Source organism: Streptomyces sp. NPDC002754 (assembly GCF_053592315.1).
The window spans coordinates 22229-41823 of the sequence record NZ_JBSFVM010000043.1 but is presented as its reverse complement, the minus strand read 5'-3'; the positions used below and the strand labels follow the sequence as shown (position 1 = coordinate 41823).

General features: G+C 70.1%; 20 protein-coding genes. 10 read left to right on the top strand and 10 right to left on the bottom strand.

All coding sequences use genetic code 11. From position 1 onward, the window contains the following. Nucleotides 1-91: 91 nt before the first annotated feature. From ACWD2L_RS38300 to ACWD2L_RS38275, 6 genes are read right to left on the bottom strand one after another with little or no spacing between them, the layout of a single operon-like run. The gene (locus tag ACWD2L_RS38300; RefSeq protein WP_351340308.1) at nt 92-1036 is read right to left on the bottom strand and encodes a threonine/serine dehydratase; all 945 of its coding nucleotides are present in this window, start codon (nt 1034-1036) and stop codon (nt 92-94) included. A gap of 47 nt (nt 1037-1083) precedes the next feature. Beyond that, nucleotides 1084-1752 carry a Type 1 glutamine amidotransferase-like domain-containing protein gene (locus tag ACWD2L_RS38295; RefSeq protein WP_351340305.1) on the bottom strand — a complete coding sequence of 223 codons (669 nt, stop codon included), beginning with the start codon at nt 1750-1752 and terminating at the stop codon, nt 1084-1086. A gap of 53 nt (nt 1753-1805) precedes the next feature. After that, nucleotides 1806-2663: an aldo/keto reductase gene (locus ACWD2L_RS38290; RefSeq protein ID WP_351340302.1), complete on the bottom strand. Its 858-nt coding sequence runs from the start codon at nt 2661-2663 to the stop codon at nt 1806-1808. Next, nucleotides 2660-3094 (bottom strand): cupin domain-containing protein, encoded by a 435-nt coding sequence (locus ACWD2L_RS38285; protein WP_351340300.1) that lies wholly within the window; start codon nt 3092-3094, stop codon nt 2660-2662. Before ACWD2L_RS38285 ends, ACWD2L_RS38290 begins: the two co-directional genes overlap by 4 nt. Before the next feature lie 58 nt (nt 3095-3152). Further along, nucleotides 3153-4139, bottom strand: a complete 987-nt coding sequence (locus tag ACWD2L_RS38280) for an aldo/keto reductase (protein ID WP_351340297.1) — start codon at nt 4137-4139, stop codon at nt 3153-3155. Nucleotides 4140-4141: 2 nt separating this feature from the next. Further along, a complete protein-coding gene (locus tag ACWD2L_RS38275; protein ID WP_351340294.1) occupies nt 4142-5044 on the bottom strand; it encodes a helix-turn-helix transcriptional regulator in 903 nt (300 codons plus the stop codon). Nucleotides 5045-5196: 152 nt separating this feature from the next. Here ACWD2L_RS38275 and ACWD2L_RS38270 point away from each other — a divergent pair, with 152 nt between their 5' ends. The 4 genes from ACWD2L_RS38270 to ACWD2L_RS38255 all read left to right on the top strand — a co-directional run bounded on the left by ACWD2L_RS38270 (nt 5197) and on the right by ACWD2L_RS38255 (nt 8225). Beyond that, complete coding sequence (locus tag ACWD2L_RS38270) at nt 5197-6045, top strand: oxidoreductase (RefSeq protein WP_351340291.1); 849 nt, start codon at nt 5197-5199, stop codon at nt 6043-6045. Then, entirely contained in the window at nt 6045-6659 is a 615-nt protein-coding gene (locus ACWD2L_RS38265) for a TetR/AcrR family transcriptional regulator (protein ID WP_351340289.1), read from the top strand. The genes ACWD2L_RS38270 and ACWD2L_RS38265 overlap by 1 nt, the downstream gene beginning before the upstream one ends. 265 nt (nt 6660-6924) lie before the next feature. Next, on the top strand, nt 6925-7803 hold the full coding sequence (locus ACWD2L_RS38260) for an MEDS domain-containing protein (RefSeq protein WP_351340287.1): 879 nt from the start codon (nt 6925-6927) through the stop codon (nt 7801-7803). Continuing rightward, nucleotides 7803-8225 (top strand): ATP-binding protein, encoded by a 423-nt coding sequence (locus tag ACWD2L_RS38255; protein WP_351340284.1) that lies wholly within the window; start codon nt 7803-7805, stop codon nt 8223-8225. The genes ACWD2L_RS38260 and ACWD2L_RS38255 overlap by 1 nt, the downstream gene beginning before the upstream one ends. Before the next feature lie 16 nt (nt 8226-8241). On the opposite strand, the gene ACWD2L_RS38250 is transcribed toward ACWD2L_RS38255, so the two are convergent. Continuing rightward, nucleotides 8242-9765, bottom strand: coding sequence for a PucR family transcriptional regulator (locus tag ACWD2L_RS38250; RefSeq protein WP_351340282.1), 1524 nt, complete (start codon nt 9763-9765; stop codon nt 8242-8244). Between the two features lie 245 nt (nt 9766-10010). Here ACWD2L_RS38250 and ACWD2L_RS38245 point away from each other — a divergent pair, with 245 nt between their 5' ends. From ACWD2L_RS38245 to ACWD2L_RS38235, 3 genes are all read left to right on the top strand, one after another. Continuing rightward, nucleotides 10011-11414, top strand: a complete 1404-nt coding sequence (locus ACWD2L_RS38245; protein ID WP_351340280.1) for a purine-cytosine permease family protein — start codon at nt 10011-10013, stop codon at nt 11412-11414. Next, nucleotides 11411-11908: a nucleoside deaminase gene (locus ACWD2L_RS38240; protein ID WP_351340277.1), complete on the top strand. Its 498-nt coding sequence runs from the start codon at nt 11411-11413 to the stop codon at nt 11906-11908. Before ACWD2L_RS38245 ends, ACWD2L_RS38240 begins: the two co-directional genes overlap by 4 nt. A gap of 61 nt (nt 11909-11969) precedes the next feature. After that, nucleotides 11970-13313 carry an amidohydrolase family protein gene (locus ACWD2L_RS38235; protein ID WP_351340275.1) on the top strand — a complete coding sequence of 448 codons (1344 nt, stop codon included), beginning with the start codon at nt 11970-11972 and terminating at the stop codon, nt 13311-13313. Between the two features lie 66 nt (nt 13314-13379). On the opposite strand, the gene ACWD2L_RS38230 is transcribed toward ACWD2L_RS38235, so the two are convergent. Beyond that, a complete protein-coding gene (locus ACWD2L_RS38230) occupies nt 13380-14549 on the bottom strand; it encodes a glycosyltransferase family 4 protein (RefSeq protein WP_351340272.1) in 1170 nt (389 codons plus the stop codon). Next, on the bottom strand, nt 14546-15688 hold the full coding sequence (locus ACWD2L_RS38225) for a glycosyltransferase 87 family protein (RefSeq protein WP_351340270.1): 1143 nt from the start codon (nt 15686-15688) through the stop codon (nt 14546-14548). The genes ACWD2L_RS38230 and ACWD2L_RS38225 overlap by 4 nt, the downstream gene beginning before the upstream one ends. Before the next feature lie 142 nt (nt 15689-15830). On the opposite strand from ACWD2L_RS38225, the gene ACWD2L_RS38220 reads away from it, so the two are divergent. After that, complete coding sequence (locus ACWD2L_RS38220) at nt 15831-17033, top strand: sensor histidine kinase (protein WP_351340268.1); 1203 nt, start codon at nt 15831-15833, stop codon at nt 17031-17033. Continuing rightward, entirely contained in the window at nt 17030-17782 is a 753-nt protein-coding gene (locus ACWD2L_RS38215; RefSeq protein WP_351340266.1) for a response regulator transcription factor, read from the top strand. Before ACWD2L_RS38220 ends, ACWD2L_RS38215 begins: the two co-directional genes overlap by 4 nt. On the opposite strand, the gene ACWD2L_RS38210 is transcribed toward ACWD2L_RS38215, so the two are convergent. After that, nucleotides 17715-18197, bottom strand: a complete 483-nt coding sequence (locus ACWD2L_RS38210) for a MarR family winged helix-turn-helix transcriptional regulator (RefSeq protein ID WP_351340263.1) — start codon at nt 18195-18197, stop codon at nt 17715-17717. The genes ACWD2L_RS38215 and ACWD2L_RS38210 overlap by 68 nt on opposite strands. A gap of 172 nt (nt 18198-18369) precedes the next feature. Here ACWD2L_RS38210 and ACWD2L_RS38205 point away from each other — a divergent pair, with 172 nt between their 5' ends. Then, nucleotides 18370-19593 carry a cytochrome P450 gene (locus ACWD2L_RS38205; RefSeq protein ID WP_351340260.1) on the top strand — a complete coding sequence of 408 codons (1224 nt, stop codon included), beginning with the start codon at nt 18370-18372 and terminating at the stop codon, nt 19591-19593. Nucleotides 19594-19595 lie beyond the last annotated feature (2 nt).

Sequence of the window (19595 nt, the reverse complement as noted above, 5' to 3'; positions counted from 1 at the left end):
GACACCCTCCAGGACATGCTGCGGTGCTGGACCGGCATCTGCACCACCTGCGGCCGTCCGCTCACCAGAGCCAGAACCTAACGAAGCACTACTAGCCCATGTATGCGGCCACTTCATCCACGGATACGTTGCCGCCACAGACCACCAGTCCGAGCCGCGCGCCTTCGCCGGTCTTGGCCAGGACGCGGCGGGCCGCGGGCACGAGACAGCCCGCGGCGGGCTCGGCCCACACCTTGGCGTGCTCGGCCAGCTCCTGCACGCCGGCGAAGGCCTGCGTCTCAGGTACGACGAGCACTTCGTCGACCAGGTCGCGCACCATGTCGTAGGTCAGCGGGGACACGCTGGGAGCGCCGAGCGTGGGGATGCGCGAGTCGACGGCGACCGGCACAGGACCGCCGCGGGCCAGCGCCTGCGACATGGCATCGGCACCAGTGGTCTCCACACCCCAGACGCGTACGCCCGGTCGCAGAGCCCGCAGCGCCGCCGCCACGCCGGAGATCAATCCGCCACCCCCGATGGAGACCAGCACGTCCGTCAACTCGCCCGCGTCCGCGGCGAGTTCGAGCCCCACCGTGCCCTGGCCCGCGATCACCACCGGATCGGCGAACGGGTGCAACGGCGTGAGCCCGCTTGCCTGGAGCCGCTCCATGAGGGCGAAGGCCTCGTCCACAGTGGCGGTCAGTTGCACGTCGGCACCGGCGGCACGAGCGATCTCCACCGAGCGTGGCCGAGCGCTGCGCGGCATCACGACTGTGGCGCGCACTCCCAGGACGGCGGACATCTCCGCCACGGCCACACCGTGGTTGCCGCCGGACACCGCGACCACACCGGCCGCGCGCTCCTCGCCGGTCAGCGTGAGCAATTTCGATACGACACCGCGCGCCTTGAACGACCCGGTGCGCTGCAGCAGTTCCAGCTTCACCGTCACGGGAACACCGAACAGTGTGCTCAGCCCCGGACTGGTCACCGTGGGAGTGCGCACCACGTGACCGGCGATCCTGTCCGCCGCGGCTTCCAGCTCCTCCATACCGATCATCGCGCGCTCCTCACAGTTGTGTCCGGGGCTCCTTACGACGTGTTGAGTCACTGATGGAACCTCCAGCGGCCCTCAGAAACGACATCCACCTTGCCGTCCCTGACGCGGACGGCCGTGTCGTCGTCGATGAAGTAGATCGGGAAGTCCGCCCGCTCAACGATGCCATCGACCCAGGCGTCGTCCCGCTCGGGGAAGTTCGGCGAGTACAGGTGGGGCTTGAGATACCAGTCGAAGAGGCCGAACGGCGGCTCCACGGTCGTCGCACCGAGCAGGTGGAGGTCCTTGGAGTCCCCGATGATGTCGGCGGAGTGTTCGGTGAGATGACGGCTGAAGACCATCGACCCGGCGCTGACCCCCACATAGACCCGGTCCTCCAGCGCCTCCAGGAAGCCCTCGGCCAGACCGTTGCCGGTGATGCTGCGCGCGAGGTGGTAGTGGTTGCCGCCCTCGACATAGATGACGTCGGCGTGGAGCAGCCGGTCGAGCACCACTTGCCGGGGCAGGCCGTTCGGCTCCAGGACGTCGAACTCCCGCCAGCCGAGGCCATGCAGGCGGTTCAGGTCCTCGACGAACCACCCATGGTCCCCGGGCTCGGCGACCGACGCCGTGGGAACGAACACGACGTTCGCCGATCCGAACGGCTTGCCCAGCATGTCCCGCAGTGCACCCCGGAGTGTCTCGTTGCGCAAGCCACTCGCCGTCAACAGAAAGTTCATCGCGCGAGCCAAGCACGGCCGACGGGCGCGCGCAACGAGCCCGGGGCCCTGGCCTACTTGCCGCTGTAGACGGGGAACGCGCTGTGTTCCCCGTAGTCCACGTGGCGCAGGCCGCGCAGCGCGTCCATGTCGACGTCGGAGACCTCGAAGTCGACTTCGGCGTTGGAGCGCATGTGTGCGGGGTTCGCCGTCTTGGGGAGAGACACCGTGCCCAGTTGCAGGGTGTAGCGGATGCACAGCTGCGGGACGGAGACGCCGTACTTCTCGGCCATCGCCTTGACCTCGGCGTTCTGCAGGATGGCGCCGTGGGCGATCGGCGAGTACGCCTCGACGAGGATCTGCTTGCTCTCGCAGTAGGCCAGGAGGCCGGAGGGGGTGTTGCCGGCGTGGACAAGCAGTTGGTTCACGTGCGGTACGACGGTCGCGCCGCGCAGGATGTTCTCCAGGTCCTGCTGCTGGAAGTTGGACACCCCGATGGAGCGGATCTTGCCGGCCTTGTGCGCCTCTTCGAGCGCGCGCCAGGCCTCGCGGTTGCCCTCGGCGTAGTCGCCGCCGCGGAAGTCGTCCCACGGTTGCGGGCTGTGGATGAGCATCAGGTCGATGTGGTCGAGCCCGAGCTTCGCCAGTGACGCGTCGATCGCTTCGACCGCCCGGCCGTAGTCCTTGATCTCGGCGGCGAGTTTGGTCGAGACGAACAGTTCGTCGCGGGGTACGGCGGCGGTGCGTACGCCCTCGCCGACGCCGCGCTCGTTGCCGTAGGCCTGGGCGGTGTCGATGTTGCGGTAGCCGATCTCCACGGCCGCGCGGACCGCTTCGGCCGCCTTGTCGTCGTCGATGAACCAGGTGCCGAGTCCCAGCTTGGGGATCTCGACGCCGTTGGACAGTGTGTAGGTGTCGTCCAGGATGGTCATGCGGTCGCTCCGTTCCTCGGCAGCTCGCCGTACACCTCGTCGGTGACGGGTTCGAGCCATTCGTTGCTTACGCCCTCGCCGGGCGTGATGAGGGCGACGTGGGAGAACCACGAGTCGGCCTTCGCGCCGTGCCAGTGCTTCGTGCCCGCCGGGACGCGGACCACCGTTCCCGGCTCCATGCTGATGGGGTCCTCGCCGTCGGCCTGGTACCAGCCGCTTCCCGCCGTGCACAGCAGGATCTGGTCACCGCCGCCGCCCGTGCCGTGGTGGATGTGCCAGTTGTTGCGGCAGCCCGGTTCGAACGAGACGTTGCTGACGGGGACGCTTCCCGGGGCGAGCGGCGCCAGGTAGCTCTGGCCGGTGAAGTACTGGGCGAAGGCGTCGTTCTTCTCGCCGAGCGGGAAGATCTGGTCGAATTCGTTGGCGGTCATTTCGTTCGTTCCTTCTTTCTGTTCCAGCGCGTCGCGCTGCTGTTCCGGCGCGTCGCGCCTAGCGATTGACGTACGTCATGTGCTCGGCGTTGTAGCGGTCGCCGCTGACGCCGACCCGCTGCGCGAGGTCGTCGAGATCGGCCACCTCGTCCGCGGACAGCGCGACGGCCGTCGCGGCGTTGTTCTCCTGGATGCGTGCCGTGCGGCGGGTGCCGGGGATCGGCACGATCCACGGCTGCTGTGCGAGCAGCCAGGCCAGCGCTGTCTGGCCCGGCGTCGCGCCCTTCGTTTCGGCGAGCTGCCGAACGTGGGCGACGAGCGCCTGGTTCGCAGCCAGGTTCTCCGCCTGGAAACGCGGGACCCGGTGGCGGATGTCCCCGTCGGTGAAGACCGTGGACGTGTCGACGGCTCCGGTGAGGAATCCCTTGCCGAGAGGGCTGAACGGCACGAATCCGATGCCGAGTTCGGCGAGTGTGGGCAGCACCTCGGCCTCGGGATCCCGCGTCCAGAGCGAGTACTCGCTCTGGACCGCCGTCACGGGGTGCACGGCGTGTGCCGCGCGGATGGTGGCGGCCGAGGCCTCGGAGAGCCCGAAGTGCCCGACCTTCCCCTCCGCGATCAGCTCGCCGACCGTGCCCGCGACGTCCTCGATCGGCACGTCGGGATCGACGCGGTGCTGGTAGAAGAGGTCGATCATGTCGGTACGGAGCCGCCGCAGGGATGCCTCCGCCACCCGGCGGATCTGCTCGGGACGGCTGTCGAGACCGACACTCCGGCCGTCCTGGATGTCCCAGCCGAACTTCGTGGCGATCACGACCTGGTCGCGGATCGGCTCCAACGCCTCACCGACCAGCTCCTCGTTCACGTAGGGCCCGTAGACCTCGGCGGTGTCGAAGAAGGTCACTCCCTCGTCGACCGCGGAGCGCAGCACGGCGATCATGTCGTCGCGGCTGCCGGGGTTGGGGCCGTAGCTCTGGGACATGCCCATCGCGCCGAGCCCGATCGCGGACACGTCCAGGCCTTGTCCGAGGGTTCTGGTGTGCATGATCAACCTTCCTGGGTCGAGGTCCGGTGTCCGCCGCGCGGCGGACCCGCGGCGGGCGTCGCGGCGAGGCTCGCGAGCAGTTGCAGGCGCTCCTGGCTGGGCGAACCGGGCTCCGCGGCGTAGATGAGCAAGGACAGGCCCGGCTCGGCGGTCAGCTCCATCCCCTCGTACGTCAAGGTGAGGTCGCCGACCTCGTGGTGGTGGAACTCCTTGGTGCCCGATCCGTGGCGGCGCACATTGTGTGCTCCCCACCGGGTGCGGAATGCGTCGCTGCACGTGGACAGCTCGCCGATCAGGTCGTGCAGCTGCTTGTCCCGGGGGTCCCGGCCGGCTTCAGTGCGCAGGATCGACACGGTGACGTCCGCGGCCGCCTCCCAGTTGGGGTAGAACTCCTCGGCCCGTTCGTCGAGGAAGCAGTGGCGCGCCAGGTTTCCCTGGCCGGGGCCGTCGAGCACCTCGTCGTAGAAGGCGCGCCCGAGAGGGTTGGTGGCGAGGACGTCCATGCGGCCGTTGCGTACGAAGGCGGGCCCGAGGGCGATGGCGTCCAGCGCGCGGGCCAGGCTGTCCCTGGGCGCCCATTTTTTCTTCGACCCGCGTCTGCGCACGGGCCGCGCCGCGCCATTGGCCGCTCGGGCAAGGTCGAAGAGGTGCTCGCGTTCGGCGTCGTCCAGCCGCAGCGCCCGGGCGAGCGACTCCAGGACGGCGTCCGAGACACCGGCCAGCCGGCCGCGCTCGATCTTCGCGTAGTACTCCGGGCTCACGTCCGCGAGCATCGCCACCTCGCCGCGCCGCAGGCCCGCCACCCTCCGGTGCCCGGAAACCGGCAGCCCCGCCTGTTCGGGCGTGAGGTTCGCTCGTCGGGACATGAGGAACTCCCGTGCTTCATTGCTGGCCCTCGCGTCCATGCGTTCCACGCTAAGGCGCGAAGCCGCTGTGAGGGATGCCCTGCCAGTACGCCCCTCGCCGGAATCTGCACGACGATGACAAAAATCGACGGTGTGTAGACTTTGAGGTGAGGGAGCAACCAGGCTCCTTCCGAGTCCCAGCTGGGAGAACAATGCAGGAACAGAAGTGGCTCATCACCGGCGTCAGCACGGGCCTCGGACGTGCGTTCGCCCAAGCGGTCCTGGCCGCCGGGCACACCGTCGTCGGTACAGTCCGCTCGGAGAAGGACCTGCGGGCCTTCGAAGAGCTCGGCCCCGGGCAGGCTCACGGCCGCATCCTGGACGTGACGGACGGCGACGCCGTCTCGAATGTGATCACAGAGGTAGAGCAGAGCGTCGGAGCTTTGGATGTCGTCGTCGCCAACGCCGGCTATGGCCTGGAGGGCACCTTCGAGGAGACGCCGCTGGCCGAGGTGCGGCGGCAATTCGAGGTCAACGTACTCGGGACAGTGGCCACCCTGCAGGCAGCACTGCCCCACATGCGCCGGCGTCGCCGCGGACACCTGATGGCCGTCACTTCCATGGGCGGGCTCATGGCCGTGCCCGGCATGTCCGCCTACTGCGGCAGCAAGTTCGCGCTGGAAGGCATCCTTGAGGCGCTGGGCAAGGAGGTCGCGCAGTTCGGGATCCACGTGACGGCGATCGAGCCCGGCTCCTTCCGTACCGACTGGGCCGGACGGTCCATGACACGCGCCGCGCAGTCCATCGACGACTACGACGAGCTGTTCACCCCCATCCGCGAAGCGCGGCAGAAGGCAAGCGGGAACCAACTGGGCAACCCGGCCAAGGCCGGGGAAGCCGTCGTGCACATCACGACGGTGGACCAGCCGCCGGCCCACCTCGTCCTGGGCTCGGACGCGCTGCGACTGGTCACCGCCGCGCGCACGGCCGTGGACGAGGAGATCCGCGCATGGGAGACGCTCTCCCGTACGACCGACTTCGCCGAGGGTGCTCAGCTCTGATGCCCGGCCACCACCCCACGCGAAGCCGACGTGCCGCCGAACGCAAGGGCGATGTCCGGGAGCGGGCCATTCTGGACACCTGCGAAGCTCTGCTGGCGCGGAAGGGCTACGACGCCATGACCGTCGGCGACATCGCCCAGGGCGCCGGCATCACACGCGGCGCCCTGTACTTCTACTTCGGCTCCAAGCAAGAAGTGGTCACGGCGCTCGTGGCCCGGACGGTTGAGCACCTGTGGGAACGGTCCCGGGTCACCGCGCAGGCCGATGAGCCGCGCCAGGCCATCGCGGCAGCCATACGGCGCACGGTCGACCTGTGGAACGAGCACGGCCTGGTCATGCGCACGGCGATCGACCTGTCCCTGACAGTGCCGGAGATCGGCGAGCTGTGGAACCACACGGCTGACCTGTTCATCGCGGCTATCACCGCCGTCCTGGAACGAGCCGGCATCCAGGCCGGCGCCGCACCGGACCAGGCCCCGGCGATGGCACGCGCCCTGTGCTGGATGATCGAGCGGACCTTCTACCACGCCTCGCAGGAGTCCCGCGAGAAGCTCCAAGATGCGTCGGAGACTTGCGAACACATCTGGCTGGTCAGCGCCGGCCTGACCGTCTGATTCATCTGGCATAGACGGTGGAGCACAAGAACCGGGCCTCGCGGTTTCGGCAGGACAAGCCGACGAGATCTCGGCCCGAACCTGACATTGCACGCCATCCCGCCGATCCGGCGTGAAATACGGCGTCTCCGTGCATTTTTTCGATCGTCCTGAGCGGCACTTCTGTCAGATCGTTGCGATAACCGGGCAATCGCATGGCTATTCGTTGCAGATCACTAGCATGTCCGCGTATTTGTCTCGTGGGCCGTCATGGATGAGGTGAGGGATGGCCAGCACTGGCTCGGCATCTGCCGGTACGGTCCCGGTGCAACAGCTCCGGCCCGGCGACCACGCCTTTGTCAGTTATGACGACGATGACGCGGGCCGTGACGTGGTGTCCGCTTTCGCCTGGACGGGTGTGGTGAAGCGGGAGAAGGTGATGATCTTCGCCGCGCCTCAGCTGGCCGAGGGCGAGGTGTGGAGACGGCTCGACGTGCCGGGCGCTCTGCTGGGCGCCGCCCGCGAGCGCGGTCAGTTGGTGGTCAGCAGCATGCGCGCGCTCATTCACCCCGAGGACGGGTTCACTCCCGATCGGCAGTGGCAGCGCATCACGCAGGAGACCGACCGTGCCCTGGCCGAGGGCTATCGCGGGCTGCGCGCCTATATCGACATGCACTGGGTGGGGGACCTGAACGCGGACGTCGAGGTGATGATGTATCGCGAGTCCCACGCCCACCACTTGTTCACCGAGCGCCCCTATACGGAGATCTGCGCCTACGACAGCCGCTGGTTCACCCCCGCTGTACTGGCGGCCATGCACCAGACCCACCCTTGCCGACTACTGCCCCATCTGGGCGCCTTGCACGTGGAACACGCGGACGGCGCGGTGAAGTTGGCGGGCGAGGCCGACCTGGCTACACGTGAGCAATTCATCGGTGCCATGCGCGAGGGACTGAGACGCAGTGGCGAAGCCCGGCATCTGACCGTGGACCTGTCCGGTCTGATCTTCCTCAGCGCGGGCTGTGCGGTGGACCTGCTGCGGCTGGTTCGGGCCCATACCGATGGGCCGGTCCAGGTGCGCTGCCAGCAGGTCACGGCCCGCGTACTGGCTCTGGCAGGTGCCGGTCATGTGCCCCATCTGGTGCTCAGTGAGGTGAGCCGCTGATGACGACCCCGCCCGGCCCCCGCGAGGTACCTGTTGTCACCCTGCTGGAATCCCGCTTCGCCCAGGACGACCTGCCCCGGCTGCGGATGCTCGTCGAGCAGCATGCGGACCGCGAAGGGCTGACCGAGCCCCGGCGGGGCGAGTTCATCGTGGCGATGGACGCCGTGGCCGTCAATGCGGTCGAGCACGCGGGCGGGGGCGGCACACTGGTGTTGCAGCGCAGCAACGGCCATCTCTCCTGCCACATCCATGACTTGGGCCCCGGTTTCAGCGCCACGGTCATCCCTGAGCCGGCTCCCGGGCTCGACGGCGCCGCGGACGGGCGCGGGCTGTGGCTGGCCGGCCTGCTCACCGACGACCTCACCATCACTGCGGGCCCCAGCGGAGCCACAGTGACCTTGACCGTGCAACTGCCCCACTGAAGCGCGACAGGGGCCCTCACCGAATACTCAGCGCCAGGCAGAAGTCGACGCGGTCGCGCAAGGTGGCCAGGCTGTGCCCGGTGAGCTCCTCCACCCGTCGCAGGCGGTAGCGCAACGTGTTGACGTGGACGTGGAGTTGCTCGGCGCAGCGCTGCCAGGATCCGGACGCGTCGAGGAACACGGTGAGCGTGGCCACGAGGTCGCTGCCGTGGTCGGCGTCGTAGCGTTCGACGACGCCGATCAGCCGGTCGCGGTAGAAGCGGCGTACGTCGTCGGGGACGGCCGCGAGCAGGAGTTGGTACGAGGAGAGGGCGCCGCGCTCGGCGGTGCGGACGGTGCCGGTGCCGAGGGCGGCGACCCGGAGCGCGTTGCGGCCCTCCTCCAGAGAACGGCGCAGACCGGCCGCGCCGGTGGTCGGCCCACCCGTGCCGATGGCCGCGTGGCCGTCGGCCAGCAGCGGGGTGAGCCGTTGCGCTGCGTCGGCCGTGTCGTGGTCGTCGGCCGGTACGAGCATGAGGTGGGCGCCGCCCTCGACGGGAATCGGCACCGAACAGCCCGGGTGCCGATCGGCGACGTCCTCCAGGACGGTGGCGGCGAGTTCGGCCCCGTACGGGCTGCCGGTGGTGCTCACGTAGACCGCGCTCAGAGGGGCTTCAAGCGTGAGCCCGAGGCTCGTGAGGCGGGCGGCGGCCGCCTCCTCCCGGCCGTCGGTGAGCAGGTCGACGGCCTCGCGCAGGAAACGTGCCTCGATGCGGCGGCGTTCCTGCGTGGCCGCGCCGTCGAGCGCGAGCAGCGCGCACACCTCCCACGCGGCGTCGGCCACGCCCGGCGCCCAGTCGCGGTAGTCGCCCGAGGCGGCGAGGTACCCGGCGGGCGGGCGGTGCGCGGCGGGTGACTGGACGGGGAACAGGGTGAGTTCGCCCTGGCCGGGGACGGATCGTACGGCGGGGAAGCCACCGGCGCCGAGCGCGTCGTGGTGGGCGCGGGCGAGTTGCCGCTCGCTCATCGAGGGGACACCGCCCGCCCGTGGCACACCGGTCGCGGAGAGCACCGCGCACCACACACCGGTGGCCCGCGCGAACACGTCGATGAGTCCTTCGGCGCCCTCGCCAGCGGCCATGCTCGCGACCAGGCCGCGGTGCAGGTTCGCGGACGGCGCTCGGCGGTGGCCGCCGCCGAGCGCCGCGAGCACGGTCTCGGTGAGCGCGGCGAACGACACGTCGTCGTCGACGGTGAGCAGCGTCAGGCCGTGCCGGGCACAGGCGTCGGCCAACGGCTCGGGCAGCGCGCCGACATCCGCGGTTCCCGCGACGAGCGCGGCGACTCCGGCCCCGGTCAGGGCGGCGACGAACACATCGGCGTCGCGCGGCTCTTGGTACCAGGTCGTGCTGGTCAGGACGAGTTCACCGCCGTCGAGGTAGCGTCCCGGGTCCGGCAGGTCGGTGGTGTAGACGCCCCGGACACGCGGGCTCTCGGCGCGGGGCTCCACGACGGGCTGCAGCCCGAGCCTCGACATCGCGAGCAGTTCGGCGAGCTGCACCGGTCGGCCTCCTCGACGCCGCCCACGTACGGGCCGGCGACTCGTGTTACAGGGATGCACACCGGCGTGCACGGGGTTTGGAGCATAGTACGGGCCCGCCGCGCGAAAGCGGCCGTGCGTCTGGAGAGCTGTGCAATCCCGCTCGGGCGGCGCCGCCGGTTCACTGAGGGACGCAACGAGCCGCATGCCCACCCGCACCTCCCCCGCTCCCGTACTCCCCCGTCCTGTATTGGTGAGGAGCCATCATGCGCGCCGACCCCGAACGTCCCTCGACCGTCGAACCTCCCTCAGCCATCGAACGTCCCTCGGCCATCGAACGCCTGGGAGCCCAACCCGTCCCGCTCACACGTCGGCATGGCCGCCCCTGGTCACTGTTCACGCTGTGGTTCGGCGCGAACGTGCAGTTCGCGACGCTCAGTGTGGGCGCCCTTTCGACGTCGGTGTTCGGCCTCGACCTGCTGCCCGCCGTCCTGGCGATCCTCACGGGCACCCTGCTCAGCTCTGCCCTGGTCGGCCTGTTCTCCACGCGCGGGCCGCTCACCGGTGTGCTCCAACTCGTGCAGTCGCGCGGCCCGTTCGGGCGGCTCGGGAACCTGCCGTCCGCGGCGTTCACCGTCGTCAACGGCGTCGGCTGGTGTGTCGTCGACTCGCTCCTCGGCATCTACCTCCTGCGGGACCTGACGGGCATCGGCTTCGCCCCGGCCCTCGCCCTGATGGCACTGGCCCAGGTGGGCATCGCGGTCGTCGGCTACCGGCTGATCCACACCGTTGAGCGGGTGCTCGCGGTGGTCCTCGTGGTGGTGTTCGCGGTGATGTCGGCGTACGGCTTCGGGGCGGCGCGGGCGACGGCGCCCGTCGACCCGGCCGACGGCTCAACAGCGGCGTTCCTGCTGGTCGTCGCCGTCACCGCGGCGCGCGTGCTCGGCTGGTCCGCGTACGCGTCCGACTACAGCCGCTATCTGCCGCGGCAGAGCCGGCCGCACCGGGTCTTCCTCGCGGCGGGTGGTGGCTGCGCGGTCGCCGGGGTGTGGATCGGATCGCTCGGTGCGGCGCTCGGCACGGCGGGCGGGCTCGACGACCCGAGTGCGATGGTCAGTGGCCTGCTGCCGCACGCGCTCGGCACGGTGGTGCTGTTGTGCCTGCTGCTCTCCACGCTCGCCTCCACGGTCATCGACCTGTACTCGGGTGCGATGGCGGCGCTCGTCGCCGGGTTCGCCCTTGCGCGCTGGGTGTCGGTGCTCGTCGTCGGCGGCCTCGGCACCGGGCTCGCCTGGTACGCGGGGCACGGTGACTTCGCGACGCAGCTCAACGACTTTCTCCTGATGACGGGTTACTGGCTGGCGCCGTGGGGTGCGGTGATGATCGTCGCGTACTGGGGGCGGGGGCGGCGCGCGGTCGCGGACCCGTACGACCCGGGGCACCGCTTCGGCCGGGGCCTGCCCTGCGTACTGCTCGCGGTCGCCGCCGAGCTGCCGTTCATGAACCAGTCCCTGTACACGGGGCCGTTGGCCGCGGCGCATCCGGCGCTCGGCTCGTTCGGCCTGTTCGTCGGGTTCGCGGTGGCGGGCGTCGCGTACACGGTGCTGTGCCCGCGCCCCCGCGTGCCCGAACTGCCCACTACGTACGAGACGTTGAGGAGCCAGACATGACCACCACGGCCGCATCCACCGCACCCACCGCACAAGATGAGCTGTTCCTGCGAGCGGCGATCGCCAGGGCCGCGCAGGCCCGCGACGCCGGCAACCACCCCTTCGGCGCGCTGCTCGTCCTGGACGGGGAGCAGGTTCTGGAGGCCGGCAACACCGTTGTCACCGAACGGGATGCCACCGGCCACGCCGAGACCAATCTGGTGCGCCTCGCCACGCGCGCGTACGACCGTGGCGCGCTGGCCCGCGCGACGCTCTACACCTCCACGGAGCCGTGCGCGATGTGCACCGGAGCCGTCTACTGGAGCGGCATCGGCCGGGTCGCCTACGCCCTCGGCGAGGACGAACTCCTCGCCCTGACCGGCGCGAACCCCGAGAACCCGACGATGGCCCTGCCCTGCCGGGATGTCCTGGCCAGCGGTCAGCGCGCGGTCGAGGTGGTCGGCCCGTGCCTGCACGAGGAGGCGTCCGCCGTCCACGCCGGGTTCTGGAACTGAGTCCGCTGCCAACGGAATTGAACCCGCCGCCGCCTCCCGCACCGGTCTTGAGGAGCACACCATGTCGCCGCACCGCACACTCATCCACAACGGCATCGTCATTCCCTGCGACGGCACGAAGGCCGTCCTGGACCCCGGTTCCGTCCTCCTGGAAGGCGACCGCATCGTCGCCGTCGACCGCCCGGAGGCCTTCGCCACCACCGACGCCCAGGTGATCGACGCAACCGGTCACGCCGTCATCCCCGGGCTGCACAACACCCACCTGCACTCCGGCCTGTTGCGCGGCACCGCCGAGTCCAAGTCGCTGTGGGACTGGCTGCGCGACTACGTGGACCCGGCCCACAAGGCGCTCACCCCCGAGATCGCCGAGGCCGCGTCGCTGCTGTGCTACACGGAGTCGCTGCGCGCGGGCACCACATCCGTGATGGACATGTGGCGTCACATGGAGGGCTCGGCGCGCGCCGCCGAACAGGTCGGCATCCGCGCGACTCTCGTCCCCTACGTCGCCGATCTGCCCGGCTACGACTACTTCGAGTCCCTGGAGACCAACCGCCGCCTACTGGACACTTACCGCACGTACGCGGGCGGCCGGGTCCGCTCGTGGGTCGGTCTCGAGCACCTCTTCTACTGCAGCGAGGACGCCTTCCGGGCGGCCGCCGCCCTGGCCGAGGAGTTCGACACCGGCCTGCACACCCACTCATCGGAGACGACCTGGGAAGTCGAGGAGTCGGTACGGCAGTTCGGCCGCCGCCCCATCGAAGAGTTCCACCACCGCGGCATCCTCGGACCGTGCACCGTGGTCGCCCACTGCGTGTGGCTCGACGACCGCGAACTCGATCTGCTCGCCGAGACGGGCACGGGCGTCGCCCACTGCCCGTGCTCCAACATGAAGCTGTCGTCGGGCCCGGCCCGCGTCGCCGACATGCGTGCGCGAGGCATCGCCGTCGGTATCGGCAGCGACGGCGAGAAGGAGAACAACAACCTGGACCTGCTGGAGGAGATGAAGTTCGCCTCTCTGCTCCAGAAGGTCACCTCCCTCGACCCGACGACCGGCGACCCGTGGGACATCCTCGACATGGCCACCCGGGACGGCGCCCGCGCCCTGGGCCTGGACGGCGTCACGGGTTCGCTGGAGGCGGGCAAGCGGGCCGACGTGGTGACCGTCGACCTGCGCCGCCTCCACACCACTCCCCTCCTCCACGGCGACGACTTCAACGCCGTCCCCCACCTGGTGTTCTCCGCGTCCGCCGCGGACGTCGACCAGGTGTGGGTCGACGGTGAACTGCTCGTGGACGGCGGGACGGTGCGCTCCGTCGACACGGAGAAGGTACGTCTGGAGGCGCAGGCCGCGGCCGAGGACCTGTTCCGCCGCCGGGCGACCCTCACGAAGGGACTCGTGGGGTGACACACCCGGCACCGCTGAACACAACTCCACGGAACCAGGCGGGACTCAGCCGCGGTCCGGCGGCGCTCACTCCCCCTGCCACTCCCCAGGCTGAAGCATCCCGGCCAGCGTGGCGTAGGAGTGGGACCAGGTCCATTCCGTCCGGACCCAGTGGCGCCCCTTCTCGCCCATGCTGTGGGCGAGTTCGGGGTTGCGGAGGAGTCTGGTGAGTCGGTCCGCCGTCGCCGCCACCGAGTGGCCGTCGACGACATGGCCGGTCTCGCCGTCGCGTACCGCGTCCGGGGCGCCGCCTGAGTCGCCTGCCAGGACGGGGAGTCCGGACGCGGCGGCTTCCAGGTAGACGATGCCCAGGCCCTCCACCTCCAGGCCGCGCATGCGGGTGCGGCAGGGCATGGCGAAGGCGTCGGCGGCGGCGTAGAAGGCGGGGAGGGTGTGGTGGGGGTGGCCGCCCGCGAAGACGACCGCGTCCAAGACGCCCTCCGTCACGGCGAGTTGGCGTAGTGCGGCGGCGTACGGTCCGTCGCCGACCAGGAGGAGCATGGCGTCGGGGACGGTCTTGCGGATCCAGGGCAGGGCTCTGATCAGAGTGTCCTGGCCCTTGCGTGGCACCAGACGTGCGGCGCACAGAATCACTGGCCGCCGGCCCAGACCGTAGCGGGCCCGCACCGGGCCGCCGTCCAGACCGGGGCGGAAGGCCGTGGTGTCCACGCCGGGGACCAGACGTGCGGTGCGGGTGCCGGGAGCCAGGGCCGCTTCGATCGGCCGACGGGTGCTCGCGCCCAGCCAGGTCACGGCGTCGACCTGTGTGCCGATGCGGTGCAGCAGGCCGCGGGCGCCGGGGGTGCGGGCCCACCACGCCTCGTGGCCGTGTGTGGTGGCGACGGCGGTACGGATGTCCGTCGTCGCCCGCAGGCGGCCCGCCATCAGCCCGAGGGGCGCTGCCGCGCCGAACCACACGCGGTCGCAGCCGTACCGGCGGGCCACGGACGCGGCGTGTGCGGTGGCTCGAGGGGTGGGCAGGAGGGTGCGTCCCCGGTGGCGGATCACCGGGTAGGAGAAGGTCTCGTCGGATACCGAGGCCGTCGGCGTCAGTGTCGGTGTCGGTGTCGCAGCCGGCGTCGAGGTGAAGACGGCCACCTCGTCGGGCGGGAAACGGTCGGCCAGTTCGCGGACGAAGGTCTCGATGCCGCCCTGGCGGGGCGGGAAGTCGTTGGTGACGATCAGCGTACGGCTCATGCGAGGGCCTTCTCCCTGGTGTCCGTGGTGGGGGTGAGGGTGGCGCGGCGCCGTGGTGCCCCGTACGCCGTCGCGCCGAGCACCAGCGGATGGACGAGATAGCCGAAGCGCGTCGCGGGCATCAGGGCGATGGCGAGGCCCAGGCCGAGGGCAAGCCGGACAGCCGCCGCCCGTGCGGACTTTGGTGGTCGGACCATCACCGACACCGCGAGCAGGAGCGCGCTCACCGTGAGGAGCGTGAGCGTGATCACCGTGCCTCCGGGGACGTACGTGGCGAGCAGTTGCCCGGGCAGTGGACTCGCGGCGGGCGAGGTGGTGTCGGTCAGGCCGAGTGGGAAGGCGCCGACGTTTCGGTAGAAGCCGGCGGGGTCGATGAGGGCGAAGGGCAGCACGGCCGCCGTCGTGGTGGAGAGCGCCACGGCCGCGTACCGCAGCGCGGGCCGCCCGCCCTGGCACGCCGCGATCAGTGCGAGCACCACGGGAAACGCGGGCCAGGCCGTCCACTTGAGGGCGGCAGCGACGCCGAGTACCAGGCCCGCCCGGCCCGGCCGGCCCCGTTCGGCGAGGACGAGCCCGAGGCACATCAGACCGACCACCGGCAGGTCGACTCCACCCACCGCGAGCGGCAGCGCGACCAGCGGGCAGGCGAACAACCACCCCCGGTACAGGCCGCCCGCGACGAGGCACACCACGAAGGTGCCGCCCAGCCACCAGCGGGCATCACCCGGCAGCACACCGAAGAGCGCCATGCCGGGCAGGTACGGGTTGAAGTCGGCGACGGCCACGGGATCGGTGACGTACGGACTGCCCGTCGTGAACAGGAGATGCCCCGACCGTTCGACGACCGTGAGCTCCAACTGCCCGAGCCCCGCCGCCACTTGCCAGACGAGCGGCACCATCACGGCCCCCACCACCGCGACCGGCCGGGCAGCTGGGCGGGAGCGCGCGTCGCAAGCCAGGACCGCCGCGAGCGCGTAGCCCCCGGCCGCCGCCGCGCCCCACACCTGGTGCGGCCGCAGATCCGAGGCCAGGGCGAGGCCCAGCGCGGCGACGGCACACGCGGCCCATGCGTACGGCTCGTACCGCGCATACGGCGCAGGCAGGATGTGCCGCACGTACCGTTGAAGGCTTCTGGTCATGTCCGTCGACGCTACGAATCCGCGGGCCGGAGGGCGTCAACCGTGGCTCCGCACCTGTGACTCAACCCGTGGCATGACATCCGCCGCCGACCTCAACCCGTGCGGTGACGCGCTTGCCCGCGCCGACCTGGACCATGGACGTATGAGTACGCCCCTTCAGCAGCGGTTCCGCGCCTGGATCGCCGCACCCGCCTACCCCTGGGTCACCGGCGGCGCCCAGACCGTCGGCGCCGTGGTGGAGTTGGTCTTCTTTCCCGGGTCCGTGACCACCACGATCGGGGTGCTCGTCTCCGCCGCCTCGCTGGTGTGGCGGCGGTCGTTCCCGCCGGTCACCGTGCTCACTGTGGCCGCGGGGCTGATCGGGTTCGCCGGGGACGTCAACCTGTACGTCTCGATCGTGGTGAGCGGGTTGATCGGCTGCTACACCCTGGGCCGTAACCGGGTGTTGCACCCCGCGATCACCGTCGCGGGCGGTGCACTCGGGGCGCTGTGCGTGAACCTCGTACACATCAACACATGGGCCGGGATGAACCTGCCGGTGCCCGCGCTGTGGGAGCACGATTCCCTGAGCCTGTTCGCCGAGTCGCTCCTGCTGACCGTGGTCATCTTCGGGGCCGTGATGATGGGTGACGCGGTGCGCTCCCGGGAGGAGACCCGCAATGAACGGAACCTGGCGCAGGGCCAGTTGATCGCGATGGAGCGACAGCAGGCCGCAGAGGCCGAGCGGGCCGCCATCGCCCGTGAGCTGCACGACATCGTCTCGCACTCGGTGTCGATGATCGCCGTGCAGGCCGAGAGCGCCACGTACACCACCCCGGGACTCACCCCCGACGCCCGGGACGGCTTCCAGCAGATCGCCGACACCGCCCGTTCCTCGATGGCCGAACTGCGCCGTCTGCTCGGCGTACTGCGCACCTCCCAGGGGCAGGGCGACACCGCCCTCACCGCGCCGCAGCCGACGCTCTCCCATCTCGCCGAACTCGTCGAGCAGCACCGGGTGGTGAGTGGCGAGGCCGAGCTGCGGGTCACGGGCACGCGGGTGTCGCTGCCCGCCGTGTGGGAGCTGTCCGCCTACCGGATCGCCCAGGAGGCGCTGACCAACGCGCGCAAGCACGCGCCCGGCGCCCGTACCGTGGTGGAGATCGACTACGGCGCGGACAGACTGCTCACCCTGCGCATTCACGACGACGGCCCGGGACCCGGTTCCGGTCCGGGCTCCAGTGCGGGCCACGGTCTGACCGGGATGCGGGAGCGGGCGGCCCTGGTCGGGGGCCGGCTCACCGCGGGCGCGGGCCCGGACGGAGGGTTCCTGGTGGAGGCAGAGCTTCCCTGGGAGGCCAAATGATGGACGCGGAGAAGGAGTTGGGTGTGATCAGGGCATTGGTCGCCGACGATCAGGCGGTCGTCCGCACCGGCTTTGTGAACCTGCTGGGCACCCAGGAGGACATCGAGGTCGTGGGCGAGGCCGGGGACGGGGCGCAGGCGGTGCGCATCGCCGCCGAGACCCGGCCCGACCTCGCGCTCCTGGACATCCGGATGCCGAACAAGAACGGCATCGAGGCGGCCCGCGAGATCCTGGCCGCCTCCGACGGCACGACCAAGGTGCTGATGCTGACGACCTTCGGCCTCGACGAGTACGTGTACGACGCGCTCGCGGCCGGAGCGGGCGGCTTCCTCCTCAAGGACGCCACGTTCCCCGAACTGCTGCACGCGGTACGGGTGGTGGCGGCCGGCGACGCCCTGCTCTCGCCCGAAATCACCAAGCGGGTGATCAGCACATTCGTGCATGCGCGCGCGTCACGGATTCCGGCCCACTCCGTGGGAGAGCTCACGACGCGCGAGGCGGAGGTGCTCACGCTGATCGCACGAGGGCTGTCCAACGCGGAGATCGCGGGACGCCTCACCATCACGGATCACACCGTGAAGACCCACATCAACCGGCTCTTCGCGAAACTGGAGCTCCGGGACCGGGCACAGGCCGTGATCGTCGCGTACGAGTGGGGACTGGTTCAGGTGGGAACCGGCGTCAGCCCTTCGCGTCCTGCCCCGAGCGGTTCAACGGCAGCCCTTCCAACTGTTCGATACTCCTGTTGAGTTCGCCGAGCAGGGTCAGGAACTGACGCGTCGCCTGGTCCGTCCATTGCGTGGCGTCGATGAGGCGTGCGGCGCCCTCGAGGTTGATGGCCCGGTCGACCCGGAGTCGGTCAAGACCCAGGGGGGTGGGCCGATACTTGCGTGCCATGCCGCCATCGGGGTCAGGGAGGCGCTCCACCAGGCCCTTGTCGAGCATGGCTCCGACCTGCCTGCTGATGGTGGACATGCCGAGCTGGAAGGTGTGTGCCAGCTCCTTGAGCGTGAGCGGCTCGCCGGCCTGCAGGCGGGTGAGCAGAACGTAGGCGGAGCGTTCCAGGGTCAGGCCTGCGCGGGGGCCGCGCGAGGAGACGAAGTGGCGGGACAGGAGCGTCAGCTCCCGTTCGAAATCGTCGAGTCGGCGCTCCCGCTCATCCATGCCTCTGCCCTTCCTGCGTCAACGCGTCGCTCCATCATCGCGCACGACTGCCCCGCGCTCCGACAACCTCGGCTTGTGCATGATGCAATTGATGTGCATGATGAAACTATATTGCATGATGCACATCAAGTGGTGCCCTGCTCTCCCCCACACATGAGCATTGGAGTAATGCGTGAGCGCAGACCTGTCCGCAGGACAGCCCGCCGTCACCTATCCAACCGAGCGCGCCTGCCCGTTCAGCCCGCCGGCCGAGTTCGCCGAACTTCGCGCCGCTCAGGGTCTGCCGCGGGCCCAGGCCCTGGAAGGGGCCCAGCCGCGGTTGATCACTCGCTACGAAGACGCCAAGGCCGTCTTGTCCAGCCCGAGCGTCTCCGCCCGGCTCGACCACCCGGGATTCCCCCTGTTCAGTCCCAGTGACGTCCAGCAGCGGGACGACGGGACGGAGAGCCTGATCCGCACCGACGACCCCGACCACCTGGTCCAACGCCGCCGCCTGGCGCGACACTTCACGGTCAAGCGCGTCAACGCCCTGCGCGAGGACATCCAGCGGACGGTCGACGAGGCAGTCGACGACCTGCTGCGGGCAGGCCCGTCCGCCGACCTGATCGAGCTGGTGGCTCAGCCCATCCCGGCCCGGGTCATCTGCCTGCTGCTGGGCGTGCCGTACGCCGATCACACCTTCTTCCGGGACGCCGCCACCCGTGCGCTGGCCGGTCACGCCGACCCGGCCGACGTACGTACCGCCCTGGGTGAACTGGCCGCGTATCTCGACGCGTTGGTGGACGAGAAGCTTCGCGACGCCGACGGTGACGACGTGCTGACGCAGCTGACCCGGGATCTGCTGGTGCCCGGCACCATCGACAGGCCGGAACTGATCACCATCGCCATGACGCTCCTCGTCGCGGGCTTCGAAACCACCGGCAACATGATCGGCCTCGGTACGGCACTGTTCCTGCGCCATCCCGAACAGCGGGACCTGTTCCTCGCCGGGGACGAGGCGGCGCAGGCCGAGGCGGTCGAGGAAACGCTTCGCTACCTGTCCGTCGCCCATCACCCCCGGCAGTTCGCCGTCACGGAGGACATCACGGTCGGCGGCTGCCCCATCCGCGCCGGGGACGGCGTGCTGATCTCCCTCCCCTCGGCGAACCGGGACGCGGCCGCCTACGACGATCCGGATGTCTTCGACGTGCGGCGCCAGGCGCGCGGACACCTCGCGTTCAGTCACGGCACACACCAGTGCCTCGGCCAGGCGCTGGCCCGCCTGGAACTGCAGTTGACGTTCCGCACCCTGTTCACGCGGGTGCCCACACTGCGCGCGGCCGACGCTTCGCGCCCGTACGACGTCAAAGCGAACGGCCGTGTGCACGGCCTCAGCTCGTTCCCCGTCGCCTGGTAGGA